General features: G+C 69.9%; 15 protein-coding genes. 6 read left to right on the forward strand and 9 right to left on the reverse strand.

What is annotated here, in order from left to right; translation table 11 throughout:
* Positions 1 to 618 precede the first annotated feature (618 nt).
* A complete protein-coding gene (locus GV790_RS17980) occupies positions 619 to 2064 on the reverse strand; it encodes an aldehyde dehydrogenase (protein ID WP_163814487.1) in 1446 nt (481 codons plus the stop codon).
* Between the two features lie 210 nt (positions 2065 to 2274).
* Here GV790_RS17980 and GV790_RS17985 point away from each other — a divergent pair, with 210 nt between their 5' ends.
* Positions 2275 to 2568, forward strand: coding sequence for a hypothetical protein (locus GV790_RS17985; RefSeq protein WP_163814488.1), 294 nt, complete (start codon positions 2275 to 2277; stop codon positions 2566 to 2568).
* Positions 2569 to 2604: 36 nt separating this feature from the next.
* Here GV790_RS17985 and GV790_RS17990 read toward each other — a convergent pair whose 3' ends face one another.
* The gene (locus tag GV790_RS17990; RefSeq protein ID WP_163814526.1) at positions 2605 to 3408 is read right to left on the reverse strand and encodes a class I SAM-dependent methyltransferase; all 804 of its coding nucleotides are present in this window, start codon (positions 3406 to 3408) and stop codon (positions 2605 to 2607) included.
* 202 nt (positions 3409 to 3610) lie between these two features.
* Here GV790_RS17990 and GV790_RS17995 point away from each other — a divergent pair, with 202 nt between their 5' ends.
* On the forward strand, positions 3611 to 4774 hold the full coding sequence (locus GV790_RS17995) for a glycosyltransferase family 4 protein (protein ID WP_163814489.1): 1164 nt from the start codon (positions 3611 to 3613) through the stop codon (positions 4772 to 4774).
* Positions 4775 to 4904: 130 nt separating this feature from the next.
* Here GV790_RS17995 and GV790_RS18000 read toward each other — a convergent pair whose 3' ends face one another.
* From GV790_RS18000 to GV790_RS18010, 3 genes are all read right to left on the reverse strand, one after another.
* Positions 4905 to 6797, reverse strand: coding sequence for a hypothetical protein (locus tag GV790_RS18000; RefSeq protein ID WP_175585934.1), 1893 nt, complete (start codon positions 6795 to 6797; stop codon positions 4905 to 4907).
* Positions 6794 to 8077 carry a polysaccharide biosynthesis protein gene (locus GV790_RS18005; RefSeq protein WP_163814490.1) on the reverse strand — a complete coding sequence of 428 codons (1284 nt, stop codon included), beginning with the start codon at positions 8075 to 8077 and terminating at the stop codon, positions 6794 to 6796. The genes GV790_RS18000 and GV790_RS18005 overlap by 4 nt, the downstream gene beginning before the upstream one ends.
* Positions 8078 to 8282: 205 nt before the next feature.
* Entirely contained in the window at positions 8283 to 9437 is a 1155-nt protein-coding gene (locus GV790_RS18010; RefSeq protein WP_163814491.1) for a DUF3068 domain-containing protein, read from the reverse strand.
* Positions 9438 to 9638: 201 nt separating this feature from the next.
* On the opposite strand from GV790_RS18010, the gene GV790_RS18015 reads away from it, so the two are divergent.
* Positions 9639 to 10823 (forward strand): acyltransferase family protein, encoded by a 1185-nt coding sequence (locus GV790_RS18015; protein WP_163814492.1) that lies wholly within the window; start codon positions 9639 to 9641, stop codon positions 10821 to 10823.
* 103 nt (positions 10824 to 10926) lie between these two features.
* On the opposite strand, the gene GV790_RS18020 is transcribed toward GV790_RS18015, so the two are convergent.
* The 4 genes from GV790_RS18020 to GV790_RS18035 all read right to left on the reverse strand — a co-directional run bounded on the left by GV790_RS18020 (position 10927) and on the right by GV790_RS18035 (position 17548).
* Positions 10927 to 15258 (reverse strand): alpha-(1->3)-arabinofuranosyltransferase, encoded by a 4332-nt coding sequence (locus GV790_RS18020; RefSeq protein WP_163814493.1) that lies wholly within the window; start codon positions 15256 to 15258, stop codon positions 10927 to 10929.
* A gap of 332 nt (positions 15259 to 15590) precedes the next feature.
* Positions 15591 to 15761: a DUF2613 domain-containing protein gene (locus GV790_RS18025; RefSeq protein WP_081597515.1), complete on the reverse strand. Its 171-nt coding sequence runs from the start codon at positions 15759 to 15761 to the stop codon at positions 15591 to 15593.
* A 125-nt stretch (positions 15762 to 15886) separates the two neighbouring features.
* The gene (locus tag GV790_RS18030) at positions 15887 to 16978 is read right to left on the reverse strand and encodes an isochorismate synthase (protein ID WP_163814494.1); all 1092 of its coding nucleotides are present in this window, start codon (positions 16976 to 16978) and stop codon (positions 15887 to 15889) included.
* A 102-nt stretch (positions 16979 to 17080) separates the two neighbouring features.
* The gene (locus tag GV790_RS18035) at positions 17081 to 17548 is read right to left on the reverse strand and encodes a universal stress protein (protein ID WP_163814495.1); all 468 of its coding nucleotides are present in this window, start codon (positions 17546 to 17548) and stop codon (positions 17081 to 17083) included.
* Between the two features lie 142 nt (positions 17549 to 17690).
* Here GV790_RS18035 and GV790_RS18040 point away from each other — a divergent pair, with 142 nt between their 5' ends.
* From GV790_RS18040 to GV790_RS18050, 3 genes are all read left to right on the forward strand, one after another.
* Positions 17691 to 18854 (forward strand): glycoside hydrolase family 3 N-terminal domain-containing protein, encoded by a 1164-nt coding sequence (locus GV790_RS18040; protein WP_163814496.1) that lies wholly within the window; start codon positions 17691 to 17693, stop codon positions 18852 to 18854.
* 106 nt (positions 18855 to 18960) lie between these two features.
* Positions 18961 to 19560 carry a TetR/AcrR family transcriptional regulator gene (locus GV790_RS18045; protein ID WP_036541284.1) on the forward strand — a complete coding sequence of 200 codons (600 nt, stop codon included), beginning with the start codon at positions 18961 to 18963 and terminating at the stop codon, positions 19558 to 19560.
* Positions 19561 to 19845: 285 nt separating this feature from the next.
* On the forward strand, positions 19846 to 21042 hold the full coding sequence (locus GV790_RS18050; RefSeq protein ID WP_163814497.1) for a DUF5685 family protein: 1197 nt from the start codon (positions 19846 to 19848) through the stop codon (positions 21040 to 21042).
* Positions 21043 to 21085 lie beyond the last annotated feature (43 nt).

Here is a 21085-nt window from a genome sequence, read left to right on the forward strand (position 1 = left end):
CGTCTGCGCCGCCGCTGCGTACGCCGAAGGCAAGCAGCGGTGGCGCGGACGCGAGACATCCGGGAGCCGCGAACTCTTGGGCTCGGTCTCGCTTCGCTCGAAAATGGGGGTGTGACCGGCCATAGGTTTCGACGCATGCCGTTGTTGTTTGGCGCGACGCGCGATGGGTACCTGTCCGTTGTGCCGAGTTGAGCCTGTTGTGTGGCTTATGCTTTGCGTGTTCTTCCGTCTCACGACAGCACAGTTCGACTAGTCAACTGATCGACTGAACTGCTTCCCCGATCCGCTCGTGGCGCGGGAGAACCGCCGCCGACGACGCGATCGCCGCGCGAGAGGGTGTGGAGCATGGCCGATGGGTACACCGGAACTCCGGTAGCCGAACTACCGACAGCGGCATTGCCGCACGCGAGCACACCGTTGCACCGGGCGGCGCGCCGGCTGCAATCGGTCCTGCCGCCCGGGTGGTGCGTCGAGGTTGTCGACCCGCCCGCATCCACGGATGATCCGCAATCGATTCTGCGCGTGATCCAGCCTCCGGAGTGATGGGCATTCGCCCGGGCCCCGGAGGCTGATCCGTATAGCGTTCGTTGCCGGCCGCGGCCGGACTCGGTTGCGCTGCTAGCCGGTCCAGCCGAGCGGCATCAGTACCGACTTCTGCTCGCAGTACGCGTCGACCCCCTCGGGGCCGTTCTCCCGGCCGAGGCCGGAATTCTTGTAACCGCCGAACGGCGCGGTGGGATCGAACGCGTACCAGTTGATCGCGTACGTGCCGGTACGCACCCGCGCCGCGATCTCGGCGCCGTGCTCCACATCGCTGGTCCACACCGAGCCGGCCAGGCCGTAATCGGAATCGTTGGCCAGCGCGACGGCCTCGTCTTCGGTGCCGTACGGAATCACCGAAAGTACCGGCCCGAAAATCTCTTCCCGCGCGATCGTCGACGTGTTGTCGACGTCGGCGAAGATGGTCGGCTCCACGAACCAGCCCTTGTCCAGCCCCTCGGGCCTGCCGCCGCCGAGCACCAGGCGCGCACCCTCGGCCTTGCCCTTGGCGATATAGCCCTCGACGCGTTCGCGCTGGCGCTGCGAGATCAGCGGGCCGAGCTGGGTGGCCGGATCGGTCGGATCGCCGACGGTCATGGTGCGCACATGCGCGACCAGTGCGTCGATGATCTCGTCATAGTGGCTGCGCGGGGCCAGGATTCGGGTCTGCGCGACACAACCCTGGCCGGTGTTCATCAGCCCGGAGAACGCGAGCGAGGGGATGCTCGCGGCAATGTCCATGTCCGGCAACAGGATTGCCGCCGATTTGCCGCCGAGTTCCAGCGAGACCGTCTTCAGCTGCCCGGTGGCGATGGCACCGATCTTGCGGCCGACGGCGGTACTGCCGGTGAAGGTCAGCTTGTCCACACCCGGATGCGACACCAGGTATTCCGAGGCCTCGGCCTCGGCCGGGAGCACCGACAGCACACCTTCGGGCAGGCCGGCCTCGGCGAAGATCTCGGCCACCTTGTTGGTGGTCAGCGGCGTCAGCGGGGAGGGCTTGAGTACAACGGTGCAGCCGGCGAGCAGCGCCGGGCCCAATTTGTTGACCGCGAGGAACAGTGGCACGTTCCAGGCGGTGATGGCCGCGACCACGCCGCGCGGTTCCCTGGAGACCCGGGTGGTGCCGAAGACGCCGGTGCGCGTCTCGTTCCAGGGGAACGATTTGGCCAGGCCCGCGTAGTAGTCCAGGGCGGCCACGGCCGGGATCTGGTTGAGCGTGGTCGCCGCCATCAGCGGGGCGCCCATCTCGGCGGTGAGGGTGGCGGCCAGGTCGGCGCCGCGTTCCTCGATCAGGCGGGCCGCGCGGCTGAGCACCTGAGCCCGTTCCTCCGGGGGCGTCGACGGCCACGGACCCGAATCGAAGGCGGCGCGGGCCGCGGCGACCGCGGCGTCGACGTCGGCCCGGTCGACGGCGGGAACGCTGCCGACCGGCTCCTCGGTGGCCGGGGAGATGACCTGGATGCGCTCGGTGGTGGCGGGCGCGGTCCAGCGGCCGCCGATGAACAGGCTGTCGTAATCCATGAGAACACGTTACAGTTTTGTCGCCCCGTTGTCTGTAACAGGTTTCAGTTCGATCTTGGCGCACTGCCATGAGCTGCGCGAATTCCGACCTGTCGGTTCGCTTTTCGTCAGAACGCACTATTGCGTTCTGTTGCTGGACAGTGGATGCTGTAGCTACTGATCAGCTCGCTCGACCCATCGAACCGATACCGCAATTGGGGAGTCCGATTCATGGCGGTGCAAGTGATCGGCCGGTCGTTGATGACCAGCGACCAGACCGAGCATCAAGCTAAGAGCGTTGGCAGCGGCGGCTGGGTAGTGTCGTTCCTACCCGGCCGCACCTTGACCATGGAGCAGGCAACCGCCGCCATGCAGGCCGCAGAGGCGGTCGCCATGGTCGGCACACTGGCCGATCTGGTCGGGTTGACCACGCTGGAGACCGTCGGCCTCGCCATGCGGGAATCTCCCTGGCAGGAAGCTCGGCACGGCACCAGGGCCCGGCGCCCGGCGCTGTGGGCGCGCTGACAAGCGATCGTTCGTTCCGCCGTTCGAGGGCGATGTTCAGTCCGGTTTGACCGCGACGACGACAAGGTTGCTGACCAGTAACTCGCGCAACCACGGAACACGAACCAGCCACCAGGCCCACCGCGGGTGATAGCGCGGAAACACCGCGAACACCTGCGCGGGCGTCCGCTGCGCCCACCGCAAACCGTCGGCGGCGCGCACGGCGAACATCGACCGGCCGAACCTGTTCTTGGGTTCGCGGCCGTGCTTGCGCACATACCGGCGCGCGGCGTACTCCCCGCCCAGGTAGTGCCACGGACCGGTCTCGTGCCCGCCGAACGGGCCGTGCCACACCGTGTAGGACAGCACGATCACCCCGCCCGGCCTGGTCACCCGCACCATCTCGTCGGCCATCAGCCACGGATCCGGCACGTGCTCGGCGACATTCGAGGAAAAGCAGATATCGACCGCGCCGTCGCGGAACGGCAGCGCCATCCCGGAACCGCGCACCGCGCCCGGCACCGTCAGCCCGGCCGCGTGCAGCTCCGAGGGGTCCGGCTCCACCGGGATGTACCTGGCGCCGGTGCGGGCGAACTCGTCGGCGAAATAGCCGGGACCGCCACCCACATCGATAATGGTCGCGCCCGCCAGCTCCCTTCCGGTCACATCGGCATAGAAATCGCCGATCATGGCGGCGCTGTCGGTGGCGAGCCCGCCGTAGAAGACCGCGGGCGCGGTCTGCTCGAAGCGGAAACTGCTCAGCAGCCGGATCGACCGGCGCAGCGTGGCGCGCTCGGCGAACCGCGGCCGGCGCCCGTCGGCCCGTGCGGCTGTGGGCACGGTCGGGCGTCCCGGGCGCATCCGGGCCTGCGGGGACCACCGAGTCGTTCTTTCGGCTCTGAGCACGGCGCCGAGTCTCGCACAATCGGCCGCGTCGCCCGGTCGCGGCCGGGTCGGCAGCCGGTCAGGACCGGGATCGGACCACACCCGGAAGCCGTCCACTAGGGTGTACGACGATATCCGACGTTCCCGACGGGGACCCGACGACCGGAGAAGCTCGACCGTGCGCGAAGTCCTACTGCTCTGCTGGCGCGACACGGGGCATCCGCAGGGCGGCGGCAGCGAACGCTACCTCGAGCAGGTCGGCGCCCACCTCGCCGCCCGCGGCGTCAAGGTCACCCTGCGCACCGCCCGCTACCCCGGCGCGGCCCGCAGGGAAACCGTCGACGGCATCGACATCAGCCGGGCGGGCGGGCGCTACTCGGTGTATCCGCGCGCGCTCGCCGCCATCGCCCTCGGGCGCCTCGGCCTCGGGCCGTTGCGTGGCATCCGGCCCGACGCGGTGATCGACACCCAGAACGGCATCCCCTTCTTCGCCCGCGCCGCGAGCAAGGCGCCCTCGGTGGTGCTGGTGCATCACGGGCATCGCGAGCAGTGGCCCGTCGCGGGCCGGCTGGTCGGCCGGATCGGCTGGTGGATCGAATCGCGGCTCTCGCCCCGAGTGCATCGCGACAATCAATACCTGACGGTTTCGCTGCCGTCGGCAGAGGAATTGACAACTCTCGGCGTCGACGGATCGCGCATTGCGGTGGTGCGCAACGGCGCTGAACCTGTTCCAGTCGACGCCCCCACCGGCGCCGCCGAAACCCGCACCGCCGAGCCCAGAGTGGTGGTGCTGTCACGGCTGGTGCCGCACAAGCAGATCGAGGACGCACTCGCCGCCGTCGCGCAACTGCGCGGCCGGATCCCGGGCGTACAGCTCGACGTCATCGGTGACGGCTGGTGGGCCGACAACCTGAAATCGGTCGCGGCACAGCTGGGCATCGCCGACGCGGTCACCTTCCACGGGCACGTCGACGAACGCCGCAAACACGAACTGCTCGCCAGGTCATGGGTGCACGTGATGCCCTCGCGCAAGGAAGGCTGGGGTCTCGCCGTGATCGAGGCCGCCCAGCACGGCGTGCCGACCGTCGGTTACCGATCCTCGCGCGGGCTCACCGATTCCATCGTCGACGGCGTCACCGGTGTCCTCGTCGACGATGTCGACCAGCTCGCGGCATCGGTCGCCGAACTTCTCGACGATGCCGCCGCCCGCACCATCATGGGTGAGAAGGCGCGGGCGCGGGCGCGGGAGTTCTCTTGGGAGAGCACGGCTTCCGGGGTGTATCAAGTGCTGTCCGCGGTGGCGGACGGACGCAAGGTCTCCGGGCTGATTCCGCCCGTCTGATTCGAGACCGGTGCCCGCGGACGCAGCGGTGATCCGAACGGACGTCGGCACGTTCGGTTCGGCGCCGTGCGCGTCGTTGGTACGGCTGCAGCGCGCGGGCCGGGCGGTGAGTTGGCCGGCCGTCAGATATTCAACGGCGCGGCGCCCGTAGGCGGATCGTGAGCAGGGGCGCGAACAGCAGCGTTCCCCAGAGTATGTGTGCGCCGATCACCAACTCGCGGTGTGCGGACGTGCGGTCGGCGATGACGCCGGGTACGCGATAGAGCGCGAGGTCAGGCGTGCTCAGCACCGGTTCCAGGTGCGCCAGCGTCGTTTTCGCCTCGCCTGTCGGGCCGGGTGTGCGGTGTTCGACCAGCACCCAGCCGACGCCGAGCGCCGCGAGTTCCTCGGGTGAGCCACCTTCCAGTAGCAAGTTCTCCACCTGCCGAGCGCGTGCGCCCTCGCCGGAGACCGTCTGCCCACGCACCGGCAGTTCGCCGGTCTGCAACACATCGCTTGGCAGCATGCGCGGCGCCGGGTCGAGCACCGGCGCGGTGCCGCTGTACGGGAACCGGCGGAACATGCCGCCAGGCAAGACGGCCACGTCCCCCGGGCCATCGACTCGTTCCGCGGCCTCCTGCCAGGCCGCCGGATACCTCACCGCCCGCATCTCGCCGCCGACACCCCAGGCCAGGTCGATGAGCGGGAGGATCAGGGCCGCGATGAACAGGGCAGCGATCGCGGTGAGCGCGGAGCCGGTGTCGGACGGTCCAGGGTTCGCGGCGGCATCGTTCGGCTCCGCTGGTGCTGCCGGGCCGGTGGCCTTCGCGCCACCCAGTCGGGGTGCGAGGGCCACGCAGCCGGCCGCGGCGCACAGGGCGTAGGCGGGCATCGCGAGGGCGAGGTATTTCTGGGTGTCGCGCAGGAGTCCCGCACCGGGCACCTCGACGACCAGCCATTCGAGAACATCCATCCCCCACGCGGTGGCGCCCAGGGCGGGCAGCAGCACCGCCGCGACCGCCAGACCGAGCAGCCTGCGGCCGGTGCGTGCGCTCGGGGTGGGCGGCGATCCGGTGCGGCGAAGCGAACCGCCGGCCACAGCCCGCACCCCGAAGGCCACCAGAACCAGCAGGATCGCGGTGCCGAGGAAGGCGAGCGGTGTGGTGCGCGACCAGGGGACCGCGTCGGCGTTCCAGATGCCGCCGAGCCCGGCGAGGCTGCCGATCGTGCCGAGGCCCGGTTCGGCGCGGGCGGCGAAGGCGGCGATACCGGCGGGGTCCGAGGGTTCGGTGCCGGCACCGGAGGCGACCGTGGCGACGAGCCAGGGCGCGGAGGCGGCCGCGAGCAGTAGCAGGACGCCGGGGAAATTGCGGCGTCCGGCGATGAGCAGGCCGACGATGCCGGCGAGCAGGGCGCCCGTCGGCGTCAGCCCGGCGGCCGCGAAACATGCGGCCAACGCGGCCCAGTCGCGGAACCAGGAGCCGCGGGTCGGCGCGGCGGCCGTGGGATCGGTCGAACGGTCCGTGTGGGCGCGGTCCGTGGATCGGCCGTCGTTTCGCCTGCCGGCCCGACAGCGCAGCCGATGGGCCGCGAGCGCCGTCCACGGCAGGGCCGCGTATCCCGTGAGCAGGCTCCAATGGCCCTGCAGGAGCCGTTCGGCGACAAAGGGATTCCAGATCGCTACGGTGACGGCCACCAGCTGCGCCGCGAGCGGAACCCGCAGCAACTCACGCGCCAGCACGGCCGCGCCGTACCCCGCTGCCCACAGCGCGGCCAGCAGGATCGCCTTCACGACAAGTCCGCCGTCCGCCACCGTCGACAGGGCCGCCAGCAGCGCATCCTGCGGGACGGCACGCGGAGCCGCATCACCCAATCCGAGTGCGGCATCGGTGAGATAGGACCGCGGCGTGCTCACCGCATCCCGCAACAGCAGATAGCCGGGTGCGAGCAATGGCCCGGCGACGACCAGCGTCAGCAGCGCGCTGTACACCGCGGGAACGACCGCCGCCCATCGGCCGCCACGGCTCCGAGCACGCGCACTCACGATCGAGGGTCCTCGGCCGGTTGACGGGCGGCGGTATAGAGCACCAGCACCGCGACGATGGCGGTGGTGGTGCCCGCGACGCCCGCGGCGGTGATGATGAGCGCGGGGACGGTGCGGGCGAAGGCAAGCATGAGGACGACCTCGAGGGCGAGGCCGAGCCAGGTGAGGCCGGCCAGGGCGGTGCGGTCGACGGCGATGGCCGACAGCAGCGCGCCTTGCAGCACCGCGAGAACGGCGCCGTGCAGGGCGAACAACCACAGCAACCCCTGAATCGGCGCATAGTCCTCACCGGCGAACAACGGCGCGAGCGGGGCTGCCACCGCCGCGCCGAGCACCGCGAGGACGCCGATGCCCGACAGCACCGCCAGCGCTGACCGGATCGCGCTCGCCGAGTGCCCGGGCTGGGCCATCCGTGGATACAGCACCATGCCGACGGCGGCGGGCAGCCAGAAGGCGATCTTGGTGGCCATGGTGGCCAGCGCGTACCGGCTGGCGTCGTCTTCGTTCAGCACGATGCGCACCACGATCAGATCCGCCGACGACAACGCCATCAACGCCGCCTGCACCTGCGCGGCCCGCACCACCGCGATCACGCCCGCGAACCCGGCGTTCGGGACCGGGGCGTCGAGATCCAGCGCCGCGCCGTCGAGCGCGGCGGGCGGCTCACCGTGTTCCGGCGCGACCGCCGCCTCCGCCGCAGGCCCGGCCACATACCGCGCGAAGAACGCCGCACCCGCGATGCCGAGAGCCGCCGCCCACAATGCGGGCCCGGCACCCATTCCCAGCGCGAGGACCACGATCGCGGGCAGCACCCGCGCCACTCCGGCCGCGCCGAGCACCACGGCCAGTCCGCGAAACCGCCTGCCGCCCTGGAGAACGCCCTGCTCACCGGACAGCATCACCAGCGCGGGCGCGGCCATCAGCGCCGCCGCACAGGCCACCGGGCTCACCTCGAGCACCACGGTCACCACCGGGATCAATGCCGCTGCCACCGCCGCGACGATCACCGCGCACCGCCACTGCAACCCGCGCAGCGCTGTCACGCTCGCCCCGCGCACCAGTTCCCTGGCGACCACGTTCTGCAAGGCGAGCGCGGGCACCGCGCACAGCAGCTGCACCGCGAGCAGGCTGGCGAATTCGCTGTACCCGGCAACGCCGAGCCAGCGCCCGGCCAGCAGCTGGAGCAGATACCCGGCCACATTGGCCGTCATCGCGCCCGCCGTCACCAAGCTCAGATCCGCCACGACGGGTAGGCGACGAACAGCAGGCACGCCCGCCATCGTCGCACCCCTGGCCCCGGCCGCGCCCTTCCGCCCCCGATGCCGCGCCGAGGTCTCCCGAGAACGCCCACCGCGCGCACGGATCGGAGGCACTCTGCGCCCTCCGGTCAGAAGCGGCGGGGACCGCTCCGCACACAAAAAAACTCGGCTCCCCTGGCGTGATGCCGGGGGAGCCGAGTCGATCAGTGCGTGTTACCGCGAGCGATCAGGGCTTCTCGGGAAGCTTGATCGTCTCGGTCGGCGCGTCCGCGTCACCACGGCGCGGGCTCGACGGTGCGGTCGGTGCCGCGGGAGCCGGGCGACGCGGCGGCACACCGCCACGGCCGGCCGGAGCGCCGGCGCCACCACCGCGCACACCGAGCACGATGCCGGCGATCAGCGCGATCAGGCCGACGACACCGAGGATGATCGGCACGACGCGACCGAACAGCGACAGCTTGTCGATGTTCTCCTTGGCGACCGACAGCTGCGACTCGATGGTCGGCTCGTCGAAGGTCAGCGTCGCCTTCAGCGCGGTGACCTCGGGCTTGTCGCCGGTGCGGCCGTAGTACATGTGGATGGCCTCTTGACCGTCGACCACGGTGCCGGTCTCCGGCTCGACGTACAGGTCACGGGTGTTGGTGTACCAGCGGAACATGGTGATGTCGCCTTCACCCTCCACGCCCCACTTGGCGGCGGGCAGGCTGAGCCGGTACGACGGGTTCTTGGTGGCGTCGTACAGGTTGGCCGGCTCGACGACCTGACGGAAGTGGTACACGGTGGTGCCGTTGATCTCGGTCTCCTCGATGAACTTGGCATCGGAGGTGACGCGGGCGGTCCGGTCGAAGTACGGGTAGTCCTTCTTCTCGGTGCCGATCGGGAAGCGGTACTGCAGGCCTTCCCGCTTGAACGGCTCGGCGACGCTCTCGCCTTCCTTGTTCACCGTGGCGGCGATGGACCCGTTGGGGTCCTCGTCCACCGGCTCGCCGGTCTTGCGGTCGATGGTGACCCGGTCGATCTCGGCGGTGAGCAGGCCGGTGTCGCCCTGCTTATCGGTACGCCGGAGCGTGGTACCCGCCTGGACGGTCATCTTCTCCGCGTCCGAGGGTTCCTCGACGGTCACGAATCGCTGGAAGACCAGGGGAACGTTCTGGTCGACCTTTGCCGAGCCCTCGGGGGCCGTCAGCGATTTGGCGTCGAGCACGAGGCTTTCCTGGCCTGGCACATTGGTGGCGATGGTGGTGATCTCGAGGTCGAGGGGAGTCTTCGCCATCTTGCTCAAGGTATAGGTCGGGATCATCAGCGCGGCCACGATGAGCAGCGCGCCGAGGCCTACGAGCAGGCAGGCAACCGTCCTTTTGGTTCCGGCACTCTGTGCCATGCAAAGTCTCCTCGTTGTAGAACACGGGTCGCTCCGTCGGTACTGTGGGCATGCCACAGCACTCGTGAGCCCCGACACTAACAGCCCGGTGATGAACCACGCCGTGCCGAGGCCGGAATCGGACCTAAAATCGCCCGAGTCTAGCGCGAAAAGTGAAATGTCGGATTCTCATGTCGAAATCCGCAGGGCAGACTGGACCCGATGATCGCCACCGCACCCACCACTACGGACGCCCCGGCTCGTCCGCGCGCCTTCCTGCCCGCATTGGAGGGCATGCGCGGTATGGCGGCACTGGGTGTCCTGCTCACCCATGTCGCCTTCCAGACCGCGGCGACCGGGATTCCGGTGCTCGGCCGGGTGCTCGAGCGCTTCGATATGGCGGTGGCGGTGTTCTTCGCGCTGTCGGGGTTCCTGCTGTGGCGCCCGCACGCGGCGGCTGCGCGCGGGCTCGGCACCGCCCCCGGAGTGGGCCGCTACCTGCGTCACCGCGCGGCCCGCATCCTGCCCGCCTACTGGGTGGTGGTGTGCGTGGTGCTGATCTTGCTGCCGAGTGCGGCCGATACCGCGGGTTTCCGGGTGTGGTTGTCGAATCTGCTGCTGTTGCAGGTGTTCATCCCCCTGACGCTGACCGACGGCTTGACCCAGATGTGGAGTCTGTCGGTGGAGGTGGCCTTCTATCTGGTGCTGCCGCTGCTGGCTTTCGCGCTGTCGGGTCTGCGCGGTTCGGCGGCGCTGGCGCGCATTCCGGCGGTGCTCGGGCTGGCGCTGATCAGTCTCGGCTGGAATTTCCTTCCGGTGCCCACTCCGGATGCCATTCACGCCGACAATTGGCTGCCGGGATATCTGCCGTGGTTCGCCGCGGGCATGCTGTTGGCCGAAGTGATATTCGATAGTCGGCCGCTATTGCGGTTCCGCCGGGTCGCGGGAAATCAGCCCCTCATGTGGAGTGTGGCGCTGGTCGTCTTCCTGATCTCGGCGACGAACTTCGGCGGCCCCGCCGGGCTCACCCGAGCCGAGCCCTGGCAGTACGCGGCGAAGATGGGTCTGGGCGCGCTGATCGGATTCACCCTGCTCGCGCCGCTGATCCTGCGCGATGCCGAGAAGAAGCCGCATCGCTGGCTGGAATCCGCAGCCTGCCAGGCGATCGGCCGCTGGTCCTACGGCATCTTCATCTGGCATCTCGCCGTGCTGTCGATCGTCTTCCCGGTTTTCGGCATCGTGCCGTTCAGCGGTGATTTCCTGCTCGTGCTCACCCTCACCATCGCGATCACCCTGCCCATCTCCGCCGCCAGCTATGCCCTGATCGAAGAGCCGGTGCGCCGCTACGTGCGCCGTCGCGAGCAGCTGGCAGCGGCGCGCAAGGCGGAGCAGACGGCCGACGCGTAGCGGTTACCGACGGCAATCGGCCCATCGCCGCGCCGCCGAACCCGTACGGCGATCGGATGACCTGCGGCTCAGCGTATTCGTGGTATCCGGCTGCCGGCTCGCCCTACGGCAACTGATCGGACTCGGGCGACCCACCCTTACGTCGGCGTGGCGGCAGAACGGCGATCCCGACCGCGATGACGGCGATGAGGGCGGGCAGCTGCACCCACAGCGAACCACCCATATAACCGGTGGGGGAGCGCCATGGCCCCGTCGACAGCGCGGCCGCCGACAGCGCCGTGCCCACGCCTGCGACGACGACCAGCGCGGTGCGCGGGATGCGCGGCACGAAGCTGATCAGGGCGAGGCCGGCCGCGGTGAGGGCGGTGCCGACCGGACCGGAAATGATCGTGGTGGCGGCGGCGAGTCCGACGGCGGGGACCCAGCGGGTGCGCCAGGTGCGCGGGGCCGGGCTGTCGGGCAGCGGGCGGCCGCGGCGTGGAATGGCGAGGGCGGCAAGGGGGATCAACAGCAGCAGCCCGCCGAAAATGGCCAGGCGATACCAGCGGTCGACGGGGAATGCGACGGTGATCGGGCCTTGCGTGCCTTCGGGCAGCAGCCAGCCCTGTTTCCAGCCATCGACCACGACGGGGTCCAGTTCACGACCGTCGGCGGTTTCTGCGGTCCAGCCGACGTTGGTGCTGAGCGGAAGGACCAACAGTCGCGGCCCGCCGGCGACCGGCGGATTCGGCACCGGGTCGACCGCGGGATCGTCCAGCCGCAATCGGTCGACGAAGAACAGCTCGGTCGGGGCGGCGATCACGTCGACGCGGCCGGGGAACAGGTCGACGGCCGGGCTCGGCGCCGAATCCGGTGCACCTGAGGCGTCGTCGGAATCGGCAGCTGCCGCACCCGGACCGGTCTGCGCCGCATCGATTCCGCAGACCCGCGCGGAAACCGGTGCGCCCGACAGTAGTTCGGCAGCGGTCGCGGTGACCGAGGTCTGGAAGACCACGCCACCCAATGCCACGGTCGGCCCGTCCGCGCAGCCGATCGTGATCAACCGGTCCGGGTCGGCGGGCGCCGGATAGTCCGGTCCGAGCACCGACACCTCGGCCAGGCCGGGCGGCTGGGTCTGGGCGAAGCCGAGCGCGGTGCGGTCGAGGACCGAATCCCAGCTCTGCACGGTGAGCTCGATGCGGTCGGTGACGGTGGGGTGCAGCGAGATCCGGGTGGTTTCGTCGTCGAGTTCGCGCACCTGCGGTCCATTGCCGAGGTTCACGGCGACCGAGGTCGGCGCGGCGGGCAGCCCGCCCAGCGAGGAGGTGATGTCGAGGCCGGTCACCAGCGCAGGTTCCGGCAGCTCGATGGTCAGGGTGGGCCTGGCGCCGAGCAGGTTTCGCACCGAGTCCTCGGGTGCGGTCCAGCTGGTGCGCGGGTCGCCGTCGGTGGCGGCGAACGCCGAACCGCGCAGGTCGCCCACGTCGGACTTGCCGCGCGCGATCGGGCGGTGCGGATCGGTGAGCAGGGCTTCGAGCGCCGGTCCCTGCCGGGTCCGCAGGGTCAGCTCGGGCGTGACGGTCACTCCGTCGGGCACCGACAGCGTCCGCTGGAAGGCGCCGAGTTCTTCCGGCGCGAGTGCCAGGCCCTTCCCGCAGCGCACTCGATCGGGCGCGTCGAAACAGGCGCTGCGGCCGGGGAATTCCTGGCCGAGATCCCAGCCGGCGACAGCCGCCGCCTCGGGTGCGGGTGGGAGCACCGTGCGGTGCTGGATGTCGACGCGCACCGGGGCGTCGCGGATCGAATAGTCGTCGAGGGTGAGTTCGCTGATGCCGAACTGGCCACCCGCCGTGCCATCCCTGGTGCGGATGGCGGTGATGGTCATCCAGCTGGTCGTCCCGGCAGGCAGCGAAATCGACACCTGCGCACCGGGTTCGGAGATGCGGGCGGACACGCTGCCGTTGTCGGTGCGCACCTCCACCCACTTCACCGGATCGCCGATGGCGGCCGCGCTGGTCGTCAACCGCAAGAGTCCGGCACGGATGGGTTGGTCGAGATCGAGCCGGAGCCATTGGCCCACCGCGCGTTCGGCGCCATTGCTGACCCAGCCGGTGGCGGGATCGCCGTCGACGGCGGCCGCGGTGGAGCTACCCGGCGCGGAACCGCCGATCTGGGTGGCGTCGGCGGCGGAACTGGACGCGGTGACGGTCGCACCGGACCATTCGCCGCGCACCGGTTCCGCGCCGGGAACCGGATAGTCGGGCACCAGATTGTGGGTGCGGCGCGCGTCGTCGGGTGCGCGCAGCGCCGAATTATGGTTGTCGACCTTGCCGAAATCGGTTTCGCGAGCCATCGGGGTATCGGTGATGGTCACCGGCCCCATGGGCAGTCCGGCGCGTTCCCGGTCGGCCGCGAGCAGCCGGGGTTCGGCGCCGGCACCGGGATCGCGATTGAGCCGCTCCAGCACTTCCGGCCCGCCCTGCACCGTGGGCACGGTGCTCAGCGGGACGGTGTAGGCGCCGGGCAGCTCGTCCGGTGCGCCGGTGCCACTGCGCAGCTCGGCCGGGGTTCCCGGCGTCGGTATGTCGACCCGGTAGATCTCGACGGCCGGGTACGCCGGGCGCAGATCGCCGTCGGCGACCAGCCCATCGGCGATGACGCCGGTGACGATCGGATCGCCGAACTCGGCCACCTTGCGCAGCCCCGGCGAATGGTCGAGCGCCTGATGGGCGAGCATGGGCCGGGTCGACCGCGAGGTGTCCGGGTCCAGGTCGTTGCGCAGCACCACCACGCCGATGCCCTGCCCGGCCAGCGTCGCGGCCAGCCCGGCCGACGGGCGCCCGTCGGCGATCAGCCGCTGCACCGAATCCATGGCGCGGATGGTGCCGGGCGGATTCAGCGGCACCGCGTCGCGTACCGCCCACGGCGTCCGCGCGAGCGCCTGCAGCGGTTCGTCGCGGGTCAGGCCCCACACCTGGCTGCCGAACGGCGCACCGGGCACCACCAGCGCGCGCGTGTCGGCGGCATTGTCGTTCAACCACTGCGCGGTCTGGCGCCAATACTCGGGGACCTCGTCGTAGGCGCCGCGCGGGGCCAGCTTGCCGGTCCAGGCCAGCGAGGTGGACAGCGCGAGCGCGGTCAGGATCAGCGCCGTCACCGCGACTTTCCGGTCCCGTTCGGGATGGGCGAACGCGCTGCGCCAGACCGGCATCGGTACCGAGGCGGGCAGCGGCACGCGGGCGATCAGATGCGCGAGACCCAGTACCAGCGGGATGCGGATGAGCGGTTCGAGCTTGTGCACATTGCGCAGCGGGGCGCCGGTCGAATCCAGGAACACGCGCACCGATTCGGCGAAGGGACCGCCGAGTTCGCCGACGTATCCGGCGCTGATGCCGACCAGTCCGACGCACAGGATCAACGTCAGCCGTCCGCGTCCCGGCATCGACCGCATGGCGAGTCCGGCCATGCCCGCCGCCGCGATCAGGCCGGTGGCCAGCACCGCGGCGGGTTGGGTGACCAGCACCGCGCCCGCGATGCGTTCGGGCGAGACGAACGGCGTCCAGCTGTCGGTGCCGCGCAACACCTCACCGAGCGAGGCCCACTGGGTGGTGACGCCGGAGGATTCGATGTAGTCGAGGAACGGTGGGCTCACCCGGCCGAGCAGCAGCAGCGGCACCGCCCACCAGAACGTGGCGAGCACAAGCAGCGGAATCCATGCCGCGGTGAACCGCCACCAGCGGCGATTCGGCCGATACGACGCCCACCACAGCAGCGCGGGCAGGAAGGCGGCGACGGTCGCCACCGCGTTCACCGCGCCCATCAGCGCCAAGGCCAGCGCACTGCCCGCGGGTGAGCGCGCGCCACCGCGCCGTCGCTGATAGGCCGTGCCGAGCGCGGCCGGAGCCAGCAGTACCCACGGCGCAAGCACCATCGGCAAGGTCTCCGAGGAGATCGACCCGAGCGTGGTGAGCACCCGCGGTGACAGTGTGAACGCCAGCGCGGCGATCACGCGCGAGCCGCGACTGCCGATGCCGAGCGTTTCGGCCAGCTTGACGATTCCCCAGAAGCCGGCGAGCAACAGCAGCGCCCACCAGATCCGCTGGGTCACCCAGGCGGGCAGCCCGAGCAGATCGCCGAGGGAGAAGAAACTGCCGTGCGGGAAGAAGTATCCGTAGGCCTGGTTCTGCACCTGCCCCATCGGGGCCTGGCTGCTCCACATGTGCGAGGCGCGGTCCAGGAAGCCGAGCGGGTTCTCGGCCAGGTCGTATTTGGTGTCGGCGACGGTGAGTCCGGGCGCCTGGAGGAAGGTCAGCAGGAAGGCGGCGACGACTGTGCCCGCGAACCAGCGCCTCCCCAGCGGGGCGGTTTCCGCGGGTGCCCGTACCGCGTCGCGGGCGCCCGTGGCCGGCCGGTCGGCCGCCGGTGGGCGCACGGGGGTTCTGGTGTCGTCGGGCATCACGTTCGTATCAGTCGGCGTCGCGGGCATGGGAGCGAGCACACGCGAGGGTAGCCGCGCCCTGCGCCGGGCCCACGCAGCCGAGCCTGTTCAGGCGGGGGATCGCGGCGTAGCGGCGATCCGGACGACGCGGTGGCGCGGAGCGAATCGCGGACAGGGCTCGACGGTGGTCGATCGAGGTGCGAATGCGGCGCCGCGTGGACGGCAGGCGGCGATGAGGTGGAAGGTTCGCGCGGGTGTTCGTGCCGCGGTGCTGCGCGAGATCGGCGGGCACCGCAGCTAGCGGATCGCTCGCGCCGGGCGCGAGCGATCCGTGGAAAACCGGGTGTGGATCAGCGGCTGCCGTATTCGACGTTGTTCAACAGCGAGGAGTCGGCGTCGCCGCTGCGGTCGATCTCCGGGCGGGTGTTCTGCTGCACTGCCGCCGTGATGATGAACACCGCGATCGCACCCAGGACGGCGCCGGCGACCGCACTAGCGGCACCAGGTACAGCAAACTTCATCGGGGCACTCCAATACTTCGCGGAAGGCAGGTATTCCCGGCCAACCTAGCAGGACTTCGGGGATTCGCGTACGCGCAGGTCTGCTATAGCGAAAAGATATTTCCGGATCGGCTGGTGACGGGGGGTCAATCAGGCAGCGCGCAATTGAGACTGTCGAGCAGGGTGCGCAGTTTGGCGGTCGTCTCGTCCAGTTCGACGCGCGGCTCCGAGGCCGCGACGATCCCGCCGCCGGCGAAGGCGCGCAGCGACAGTCCATCGGCCGCGATCTCGGCGCAGCGGATCGCCACCACCCAGTCGCCGTCACCGTCCGCGTCGCACCAGCCTGCGGCCCCGCCGTAGAACCCGCGATCTCCTTCGAGCTCGATGATCGCCTCCAGGGCCTGCGGTGTGGGCGTGCCGCAGACGGCGGGCGTCGGATGCAGCAGCAGCGCCAGTTCGAGGGCAGTGGGCGCGGGGTCGCGCAGGGTGCCGGTGATCGGGGTGCCGAGATGCCAGACCTGCTGGGTCTGCACCAATTCCGGGCCGTCCGGGATGGTGAGCGAGCTGCACAGCGGGCGCAGTTTCTCCGCGATCCAGTCGATGACGAAGGCGTGCTCGTCGCGATTCTTGGTGCTGGCCAGCAGTTCACCGGCCTGCACGGCGTCGGCGTCCGGATCGGCCAGGCGCGGCAGGGTGCCCGCGAGCGGATGCAGCGTGACGGTCGTGCCGTGCCGCGAGACCAGCACCTCCGGTGTCGCGCCGACCAGCGTCTCGCCCGGGCGTCCGGCCGGCGTCAGGTCCACGGCGTAGACGTGTGCGCGCGGATGTCGTGTGAGCAACTGCGCGGCCACCACCTGCGCATCCAGCGGTTCGTCGGCGGCCGCGAGCACCGAACGCGCCGCGACCACTTTGCGCAACGGCTGCCGGGTATCGCCGAGCTGTTCGACCAGTTTCGCCACCCGCGCCAGGTGCTCGCCGGTGCTCGGCAACTCACTGATGACGCTCACCGGCGGCAGCTCGGGAACCGCGGCCGGGCGCCACGGGCCCGCGGTGTGTTCCACCCGTCCCGGCACGCTCAACGCCGCCGGTTCCCGCGGGTCGAAGGGCAGGGCCCCCACCACCATCGCGGCCGTTCGGTCGCGCAGCGCGGTGACCGCCCGCTGTGCGTCGTCGAAGGTGGCGCGCGTGTCGTGCGCCCGGACCACTCCGTCCGGGGTTGCCAGCAAGAACCCGTCCATAGCCCGACGGTAGCCCCGGATTTCCCCGAGTTGGTGAGCTACGTCCGCCGGGGCGACGTAGATCTCATCGCGCGCAGGCGCAACCGTGCCCGGCTCGACGGTTCATTTCTCCGGCGGGACCAGGAAGACCGGCCGATGGCAATGCTTGAGCACCGCGTCGGCCACGCTGCTGTGCAGCAGCGCGCGGATCCCGGTGGCGCCGCGGGTGCCCGCGACGATGATGTCGACGTTCAGTTCGTCGGCGCATTCGACGATGGCGTTCCAGATCGTCGAGGTGCATTCGGCGGTTCTGGCCTCGGCGTTGAGCCCGGCCAATGCGGCCAGGCGGACGCCCTCGCGGTTGGTTTCGCGGGCCGACACGTAGGCGACGTCCTCGATCTCCTCGTCGGGAACCCATTCCGGTTGCATCACCCCGGACAGCCCGGAGATGCGGGCGGCTTGGCGCACCATGGGCTCCCACGCGGTGAGCACGACGGCGCGGTCGGCGGTGAGGAATCGTCCGGCGTATTCGATGGCCCGTTTGGCGTGCTCGGATCCGTCATAGGCGATGAGCATCAGATCGCAGGACACGGCGACCTCCCGGTGGTCTCCTGGCTACGTCCTCAGGTTACTCCCGGAGCGGGCCGGTGAGCCGCTCCCGCGCGGGCGCGCGGCTACCCCGGCACGCCGAACGGATTACCGCCGACCCGGGCACGCGGATTACCGTCGATACATGCGCAAGACGCCTCTCGTCCTGTTCGCGGTACTGGCTGCCATCGCCACCGGTTGTTCCGGCGGCGACGCCGGAAACTCGGCCACCACGCGTCCGGTCGCCACCGAAGCGACCTCCGCGGCGACGCCGGGTGCCACCACGACCCGCGAGCGCGACTGCTCGGCCGACTATCTGGCGAAGTTCACCCCGCGCCAGAAGCTGGCCCAGCTGCTCACCGTCGGCGTGAACAGCACCGCCGACGCGCTGGCTGTGGTGCGTGATCACCAGGTCGGCGGCATCTTCATCGGCGGCTGGACCGATCAGTCGCTGCTGGCCGACGGCCAAGTCGAGCAGGTGAAGGCGGCGGCGAATGTGCCGCTGATGGTCACCATCGACGAAGAGGGCGGGCGGGTATCGCGGGTCAGCGACCTGATCGGCCCCGCACCCTCGGCGCGGCAGACCGCCGAGACGATGACCACCGAGGAGTTCTACACCACGACCCTGGAACGGGGTAAGGCGCTCAAAGACCTCGGCGTGACGGTGAATTTCGCGCCCGACGTCGACGTCAGCAGCCAGCCGGACAACTCCGTGATCGGCGACCGGTCCTTCTCCGATGATCCGATGGTCGTCACCGAGTACGCCGGCGCCTACATCCGCGCGATGCGCGAGGTCGGGGTCGGCACGGTCATGAAGCATTTCCCCGGGCACGGCGCCGGTTCCGGCGATTCGCATCTCGGCGCGGTACGCACCCCACCGCTGGATCAGTTGCAGAACCGCGATCTGGTGCCCTTCCGTGACCTGGTGGGTTCGGGCGCGGGTGTGATGGTCGGCCATCTGGACGTGCCCGGGCTGACGGCGCCGAACGTGCCCGCCAGCATCAGCCCGGCGGCGATGGAACTGCTGCGCAAGGGCACCGGTTACGGCGCGGCCCCCTTCGACGGCCCGATCTTCACCGATGATCTCGGCGGCATGGCGGCCATCACCGATCGCATGAGCATCCCGGAGGCGGTGGAGGCCTCGTTGGTGGCCGGTGCCGACAACGCGCTGTGGATCACCACCGATGCCGTTCCGCAGGTGCTCGACCGGCTCGAGCAGGCGGTGTGGAGCGGGCGGCTGCCCATCGCGCAGGTGGATGCGTCGGTATTGCGGATGGCGTGGTTCAAGGGTGCGCCATTGCACTGCTGAGAGCCGCGCTGGGCACAACCCATTCTGAGCGACTGCCGGGCAAATCTGTCCAACAAGAACTTACCTTGGAGTAATATAGGGTGCTCACCCTGTAGTAGGAGAGCGGATGGCGGGCGGAACGAAGCGACTTCCTCGGGCGGTTCGTGAGCAACAAATGCTCGACGCCGCCGTCGAGGTGTTCTCGCGTAAGGGTTTCCACGAGACCTCGATGGACGCCATCGCCGCCGAGGCCAAGATCTCCAAGCCGATGCTCTACCTCTACTACGGTTCCAAGGACGAACTGTTCCGCGCCTGCATCCAGCGCGAGGGCCTGCGCCTGATCGAATCCGTGGCACCGGCCGGGAATCCGCTGCTGTCCCCGCACGAACAGCTGCGCACCGCACTGGAAGGCTTCCTCGGTTTCGTCGACCACAACCGGCATTCCTGGCAGGTGCTCTACCGCCAGGCCATCGGCCAGCAAGCCTTCGCCTCCGAAATCGAGAACGCCCGTGAGCGCGTCATCGAACTGACCGCCAAACTGCTCGAATCCAGCGCCAAACACGCCGAACCCGGCACCGATTTCGACGTCGTCGCGGCGGCCGTGATCGGTGCGGGCGAGGCCATCGCCGACCGCGTCGCCACCGGGCGGATCGAAGTCTCCAAGGCCGTCGACCTGCTCGACGATCTGGCGTGGAGTGGTCTGGCGGGCCGCAAGAAGGCCGAATAACCCCGGTTTCGGCGAGCATCGGTTCGGCACGGGGATTCGGCCGCACTGACGTCTCGGTCGCATGCACTTCGGCGGGTGCGGTGTCAGTGCGAGCGGGTCGTGACTGCCGGCCCGAGCGACCACCGTGCGTACCGGCGCAGCGTCGGGAGCGTGAAGGCGATTTCTGTTCGCCACGGCGACGTTGGGGTGAGGGGGCCGGCGGAGTTGCCGCCCGGCGCGGCAGGTGCGAGAGTTCGATGCGTTCTACGGGGCCGGGGATTTCGGCAAGACTTGCGGAGGGGACAGTTGTTCGGGTTGCTGAAGCCGTGTGCGCACAGCGCGGCGAAGTACGGGGTGGATCCGGGGCAGTGGCAGGCGCATATGTGCGGACTGTGTCTCGGCCTGCGCGACGGGCACGGGCAACTGGCCCGCAGCGCTACCAATACCGACGCGATCGTGTTGAGCATGCTCACCGAGGCACAGCTCGAAGGGCGGGCGCAGCGGACCACCGCCGGTCCGTGCGCGCTGCGCGGTATGCGACGCGCACAGGTCGCGACGGCCGATTCGAAGGGGATCATGCTGGCCTCGACGGCGTCACTGCTGTTGGGGGCGGCCAAGATTCGCGACCATGTCGATGACGGTGACAGCCCCGCGCTGACCCGCCGCCCGATGGCGAAGATGTCGAGCCGCTGGGCCGACGCCGCCCGCCGCCAGGCCCGGCTGATCGGGTTCGATGTGGAACCGCTCGTGGCGGCACTTGATTCGCAATCCGATCGTGAACGCCGCGCCCACCTGCTCTCCCTCGACGAGCTGACCGAGCCGAGCCGGATGTGCGCAGCGGAATTCTTCGCCCATTCGGCGGTGCTCGCCGACCGGCCGGACAATATCGCGGCACTGCGCGAGGCGGGCGGCCACTTCGGCCGGATCGCCCATCTCGCAGACGCGATCGAGGATTTCGACGCCGATCGCGAACGCGGGAGATTCAACCCGCTCGCCGCCACCGGCACCGGCATGCCGCAAGCGTATGAGTTGCTGCATCAATCGGATTCGCGGCTGCGCGCGGCGCTGGCGTCCACCGACCTCGCCGACGAGCCCGCCGTCCGGTGGATGCTGCTCGATCCGCTACGGGCACTGGTGCGCCGCATCGGAGGCGGGGTAGGTGTGTTGGCCGCTCACGCCTGCTCGGTGCCGCGGCAAGAGTCCGAGCCGCGCGCCGGGGCACGGGCGCAGCGCACCCGCCATCGCCCGCCGACCCGCCGCCCGGGCATCGGCGAGGCGCTCACCATCGTGCTCGGCGTCTACTGCACCGGCTACGCATGCTGTGCCGACCACACCAGCCCGTGCAGCGGTGAACAGAAAGAAGCCTGGTGGAAGAACAACCTCGGCAACTGCTGTGACGGCGCCGAATGCTGCTCGAACTGCGGCAGCTGCTGCGGTGGGGGCGAAGGCGGGGGCGGATGTTGCGATGGGTGCTGCTGCGACGGATGCGGTTGCGACTGCTGAACCGCAGCGCACGCATGGAAAGAGCCGCGCACCCCGAAAGATG

Origin of the sequence: Nocardia cyriacigeorgica (genome assembly GCF_010858045.1) — a bacterium.
GTDB lineage: Bacteria > Actinomycetota > Actinomycetes > Mycobacteriales > Mycobacteriaceae > Nocardia > Nocardia cyriacigeorgica_E.

Coding starts and splice junctions, on each gene's coding strand:
- GV790_RS18045 (WP_036541284.1), top strand. CDS start 18,961: ATGGCGGGCGGAACGAAGCGACTTCCTCGGGCGGTTCGTGAGCAACAA.
- GV790_RS18040 (WP_163814496.1), top strand. CDS start 17,691: ATGCGCAAGACGCCTCTCGTCCTGTTCGCGGTACTGGCTGCCATCGCC.
- GV790_RS18025 (WP_081597515.1), bottom strand. CDS start 15,761: ATGAAGTTTGCTGTACCTGGTGCCGCTAGTGCGGTCGCCGGCGCCGTC.
- GV790_RS17990 (WP_163814526.1), bottom strand. CDS start 3,408: ATGCGCCCGGGACGCCCGACCGTGCCCACAGCCGCACGGGCCGACGGG.
- GV790_RS17985 (WP_163814488.1), top strand. CDS start 2,275: ATGGCGGTGCAAGTGATCGGCCGGTCGTTGATGACCAGCGACCAGACC.
- GV790_RS18015 (WP_163814492.1), top strand. CDS start 9,639: ATGATCGCCACCGCACCCACCACTACGGACGCCCCGGCTCGTCCGCGC.
- GV790_RS17980 (WP_163814487.1), bottom strand. CDS start 2,064: ATGGATTACGACAGCCTGTTCATCGGCGGCCGCTGGACCGCGCCCGCC.
- GV790_RS18005 (WP_163814490.1), bottom strand. CDS start 8,077: ATGGCGGGCGTGCCTGCTGTTCGTCGCCTACCCGTCGTGGCGGATCTG.
- GV790_RS18020 (WP_163814493.1), bottom strand. CDS start 15,258: ATGCCCGACGACACCAGAACCCCCGTGCGCCCACCGGCGGCCGACCGG.
- GV790_RS18010 (WP_163814491.1), bottom strand. CDS start 9,437: ATGGCACAGAGTGCCGGAACCAAAAGGACGGTTGCCTGCCTGCTCGTA.
- GV790_RS18030 (WP_163814494.1), bottom strand. CDS start 16,978: ATGGACGGGTTCTTGCTGGCAACCCCGGACGGAGTGGTCCGGGCGCAC.